The sequence below is a fragment of the Acinetobacter sp. UBA6720 genome (assembly GCF_002454215.1).
Taxonomy (GTDB): domain Bacteria; phylum Pseudomonadota; class Gammaproteobacteria; order Pseudomonadales; family Moraxellaceae; genus Acinetobacter.
Genome location: NZ_DKIK01000085.1, coordinates 1 through 4,577, shown reverse-complemented (window position 1 = coordinate 4,577; position 4,577 = coordinate 1). Strand labels below are relative to the sequence as shown.

Sequence of the window (4,577 nt, the reverse complement as noted above, 5' to 3'; positions counted from 1 at the left end):
TTCTGGTCCAGTTGTTGTTTCAGTGCTTGAAGGCGAAAACGCAGTTCTTGCTCACCGCGAAATCCTTGGTGCAACGAATCCTAAAGAAGCAGCTCCAGGCACTATCCGCGCTGACTTCGCTGTAAGCATCGACGAAAACGCTGCTCACGGTTCTGACTCTGTAGCATCTGCTGATCGTGAAGTGAACTACTTCTTCGCTCAAACTGAGATTGCTCCGCGTACTCGTTAATTCGAAGTATTCAAACCAGATAAGTGTTATTATACTTATCTGGTTTTTTTATTCCCTGAATATATTTCTGCTCGTTTATTGAGCTTCTCCTTTCATCGTTAGACATGGTTTAGGTAATACACATGAGTACTGAAGTGGTCGCTGTCTCTACAGTTTCGGCTGAACAGCAACAATCTCCATCCGCTCCTGCACAGCAAAATTCTGTTGCGAAAGTGAACTTACTTGGCATGTCACGTCCGCAGCTTGAAAAATTCTTCGAAGATATGGGAGAGAAAAAGTTTCGCGCAGGACAGGTGATGAAATGGATTCACCAATTTTTTGTGACTGATTTTGCTGAGATGACCAATATCTCAGGTAAATTACGTGAAAAACTTGAAAAGTTGTGTGAAATTAAAGCACCTGAAGTGGTGCATAAGAATTATTCTAAAGATGGTACCCGTAAATGGGTTTTTCGTGTCGGTGAGGGCGAAGGCTCTTTAGTTGAAACTGTATTGATTCCTGCTGAACATCGTAGTGGTTTACGCCGTACTTTATGTATCTCATCTCAAGTCGGCTGTGCACTGGATTGTTCATTTTGTTCAACGGGTAAACAAGGTTTTCAGCGCGACTTAAACCCAGATGAAATTATTGGTCAGTTGTGGGTTGCAAACTATTCTTATATGGAAGATGTGCCTGTAGCTGAGCGTGAGCGTTCGGTAACCAACGTGGTGATGATGGGCATGGGCGAGCCATTACTCAACTATGATGCCGTATTGAGCTCAATGCGTATCATGCTAGACGATTTTGCTTATGGTATGTCTAAACGCCGTGTGACCTTATCGACTTCAGGTGTGGTCCCGAAAATTGATCAATTGGCACAAGATATTGATGTTGCATTGGCAATCTCCTTACACGCGCCAAATGATGAACTGCGGAATGAGTTGGTTCCAATCAATAAAAAATATCCATTGGCACAATTGATTGCAGCATGTCAGCGGTATATCGCCAAAGATGGCAATGAAAGTGCACGTAAGCATGTCACGATTGAATATGTGATGTTGGATGGGGTGAATGATCATCCTGAGCATGCGCAGCAGATGATTAAATTGTTGAAGAACTTACCAAGTAAAATTAATTTAATTCCATTTAATCCATTTCCACATGCGCCTTATGGTCGTTCAAGTCGCAACCGCATTATTTCTTTCCAAAAAACTTTGTCTGATGCGGGATTTGTGTGTACGATTCGTCAAACGCGTGGCGATGATATTGATGCTGCCTGCGGACAGTTGGTGGGCCAAGTAGCGGATCGAACTCGTCGTGCAGAGCAGTGGAAAAAGAAAGTAGCAGAGAAAAACGAAATTCTACGTTCACAAGGATAATATAAGGGGATGCCAATTGAAAAAACCCGTTTCTAAACTTTACCTTGCACTGACATTGGGTGTGTCTGTGTGGTACTTAGTGGGTTGCCAAACCGTGAATACGAAAGGTGATCCGACGAAAGCAGTACAAGTTAGAACTCAGTTGGCAGCTGAATATATTAAGTCAAACGATTATGATACGGCGAAACGTACATTAGATCAGGCCTTAGACATCGACTCACGTGATGCATCTGCAAATATGATGATGGGTGTGCTGTTACAACGCGAAGGTAGTCCGCAAAATGTGGCAAAAGCTGAGCGTTATTTCAAGCATGCCATTGCGACTGAGCCAAAAAATGCACAGGCTCGTAACAACTACGGTACGTATTTATATCAAATTGGGCGTTATAATGACGCGATTGATCAACTTCAAGTTGCTGCTTCAACTTTGGGCTATGATCAACGTTATCGAGCATTCGAAAATTTAGGTCGTGCGTATATTCAGGTAGGTCGAGTAGCCGAAGCAGAAGCTGCTTTTAAACAAGCCCTACAGGTGAGTTCAAATGCCTATCTTGCCATGATCGAAATGGCGGAAATTTTATATTTACGCCAACAATACGCTGAAGCGACACAATATTATGAACAATTTGTGCGAGCCGTTGGCGAGAAAAACTTAGATGCGCGTGCGCTTTGGATCGGTATCCGAATTGCGCGTGCAAACCATGACACTTTGGGGTCGCAAGTACTGGTCAATCAGCTACGTGCCTTGTACCCAGATAGTCAAGAATACAAACGTTATTTGCAATTACAGTACACTACTGAGGCCGTATGGAAGTAAATCCTAATTCACCACAATCGAATGGTTCTAGCAATGCTTTAGGAAATATCCAGCGTCCAGGTGATTATCTTCGTCAAATTCGTATTGCACAAAAACGTGAATTAAGCGACGTTTCGAAAGAGCTCAATATTCCACTCAAGACATTAACTGCACTTGAGCAGGACGAATATACGGCACTTCCAGAAGCTACGTTTATTAAAGGTTACTATCGTACCTATGCGAAGTACCTGAAAGTGGATGCAACTACGATTATCCAACGTTTCGATGACATCTATGCCAATGATACGGGACTTCTGCCGAATCATGCTTTGAATAATTCGCCAATTAAAATTATGGGCAAATTGCCAGGTTCTAATCGCGACCGCAATCGTAAGTGGTTGAAACGCGGACTAGTTGCAATTGTTGTTATTGCCATTTTGGCAGCATTATTTGGTGTCATTCAAAATTGGTCAGGTGGTGCTGATGAGACGACAGCTCAACAAGCAGAATCAGATGTTCAAATTATTAATATGAATGGCGCTGCTGCAACCACAGGGGATCAGTTGAAACTTGAGTTCAATCGCCCAACATCTGTGCATATTGTTGATTCAACAGGTAAAGTTTTGGCAACAGGTCGTCAGGCTTCAACACTTGAGTTGTCTGGAGAGACCCCTTTTCAAATTCGTATTGATGATGCGGCTGCTGTGTCACTCAGCTTAAATAATGAAAGTATTTCATTGTCACCATATACCGTCGGTGGAAAAGCAGATTTCCGCTTGTCACGTTAATGGGATCAAGGAAAAGCCATGATTGTAAATCCAATTAAACGCAAGCCTACTCGCAAAATTCGTGTGGGTTCAGTCTATGTCGGTGGTGATGCACCGATCAGCATTCAAAGTATGACCAATACCGAAACTTGTGATGTTGATGCAACACTGGCACAAATTCAGCGTTGTGCAGATGTAGGTGCAGACATTATGCGTGTTTCTGTGCCAACGATGGAAGCGGCAGAAGCTTTTGGTGAGATTCGTAAGCGTTCATCGGTGCCTTTGGTTGCAGACATTCACTTTGATTACAAGATTGCACTGCGTGTTGCAGACTTGGGGGCGGACTGTTTACGGATTAACCCGGGAAATATTGGTTCTGAAGCCAAAATTCGTGAAGTGGTAGCCGCGGCGCGCCATAACGATATTTCTATGCGTATTGGGGTGAATGCAGGTTCACTAGAGAAAGATATTCAAAAGAAATATGGTGAGCCGACTGGTCAGGCATTGCTAGAGTCGGCGATGCGCCATATTGATATTCTGGATCGTTTAGATTTCCACGAGTTCAAAGTTTCAGTGAAAGCATCCAATGTGTTCTTAACCATGGACGCTTATCGCCTACTTTCACAGCAAATTGATAATCCTTTACACCTTGGTGTAACAGAAGCGGGGATTTATCGAACAGGTTCGGTGAAGTCTGCGATTGCATTGGGCGGTTTGCTGTTGGATGGCATTGGTGACACCATGCGTATTTCTTTGGCAGCGGAACCTGAAGAAGAGATTAAGATTGGCTTTGATATTTTAAAATCACTTAGTCTTCGCTCAAATGGCATTAACTTTATTGCTTGTCCGAGCTGTTCACGTCAAGAGTTTAACGTGATTTCAGTGATGCAGGCTTTAGAAGAACGTTTAGAAGATATTCGTACCCCAATGGATGTGTCGGTGATTGGGTGTAAAGTGAATGGTCCGGGTGAAGCCAAAGAAGCCGATATTGGTGTAGTTGGTGCAAGTCCACGTTCACTGGTGTATCGTAATGGCGAAAAGAGCCATTTAATTGACACAAATCAGTTGGTTGACGAAATCGAAGCGATGGTTCGTCAACGTGTTAGCGATCTTGAAGACGCTAAAGCTAAAGAGATTATTCGCACAAGTTTTTCTGAGTAGATCATGAGTTCAATAGTCGCAATCAAAGGTTTTAATGACATTCTTCCTACGCAAACCTCTGCATGGAGACGTCTTGAACAGCATCTCGCATCATTGATGGATGCTTATGGCTACCAACAAATTCGTTTACCTATTGTTGAACAGACCAATTTGTTCAAACGTTCAATTGGGGATGCAACGGATATCGTTGAAAAAGAAATGTACACCTTCTTGGATAAAGGTAATCCGCCTGAGTCTTTGACTTTGCGTCCTGAAGGAACAGCAGG

Annotated in this window: 6 protein-coding genes; all 6 read left to right on the top strand. The window is 43.1% G+C overall.

Going from position 1 to position 4,577, the window contains the following annotated elements; genetic code table 11:
* The coding region (locus tag B4F08_RS07665) for a nucleoside-diphosphate kinase (RefSeq protein ID WP_291374021.1) at positions 1–229 on the top strand (229 nt) is incomplete at its 5' end.
* Positions 230–351: 122 nt separating this feature from the next.
* Entirely contained in the window at positions 352–1,587 is a 1,236-nt protein-coding gene (rlmN, locus tag B4F08_RS07660) for a 23S rRNA (adenine(2503)-C(2))-methyltransferase RlmN (protein ID WP_004697671.1), read from the top strand.
* Between the two features lie 16 nt (positions 1,588–1,603).
* Positions 1,604–2,404 carry a type IV pilus biogenesis/stability protein PilW gene (pilW, locus tag B4F08_RS07655; RefSeq protein ID WP_086210455.1) on the top strand — a complete coding sequence of 267 codons (801 nt, stop codon included), beginning with the start codon at positions 1,604–1,606 and terminating at the stop codon, positions 2,402–2,404.
* Positions 2,395–3,171: a helix-turn-helix domain-containing protein gene (locus B4F08_RS07650; RefSeq protein ID WP_086210454.1), complete on the top strand. Its 777-nt coding sequence runs from the start codon at positions 2,395–2,397 to the stop codon at positions 3,169–3,171. The genes pilW and B4F08_RS07650 overlap by 10 nt, the downstream gene beginning before the upstream one ends.
* Positions 3,172–3,189: 18 nt before the next feature.
* Positions 3,190–4,311, top strand: coding sequence for a flavodoxin-dependent (E)-4-hydroxy-3-methylbut-2-enyl-diphosphate synthase (gene ispG / locus B4F08_RS07645; RefSeq protein ID WP_291374020.1), 1,122 nt, complete (start codon positions 3,190–3,192; stop codon positions 4,309–4,311).
* A gap of 3 nt (positions 4,312–4,314) precedes the next feature.
* Positions 4,315–4,577 (top strand): ATP phosphoribosyltransferase regulatory subunit (locus tag B4F08_RS07640; RefSeq protein WP_291374019.1); only part of this gene is annotated, 263 nt, incomplete at its 3' end.

Coding starts and splice junctions, on each gene's coding strand:
- rlmN (WP_004697671.1), top strand. CDS start 352: ATGAGTACTGAAGTGGTCGCTGTCTCTACAGTTTCGGCTGAACAGCAA.
- B4F08_RS07650 (WP_086210454.1), top strand. CDS start 2,395: ATGGAAGTAAATCCTAATTCACCACAATCGAATGGTTCTAGCAATGCT.
- ispG (WP_291374020.1), top strand. CDS start 3,190: ATGATTGTAAATCCAATTAAACGCAAGCCTACTCGCAAAATTCGTGTG.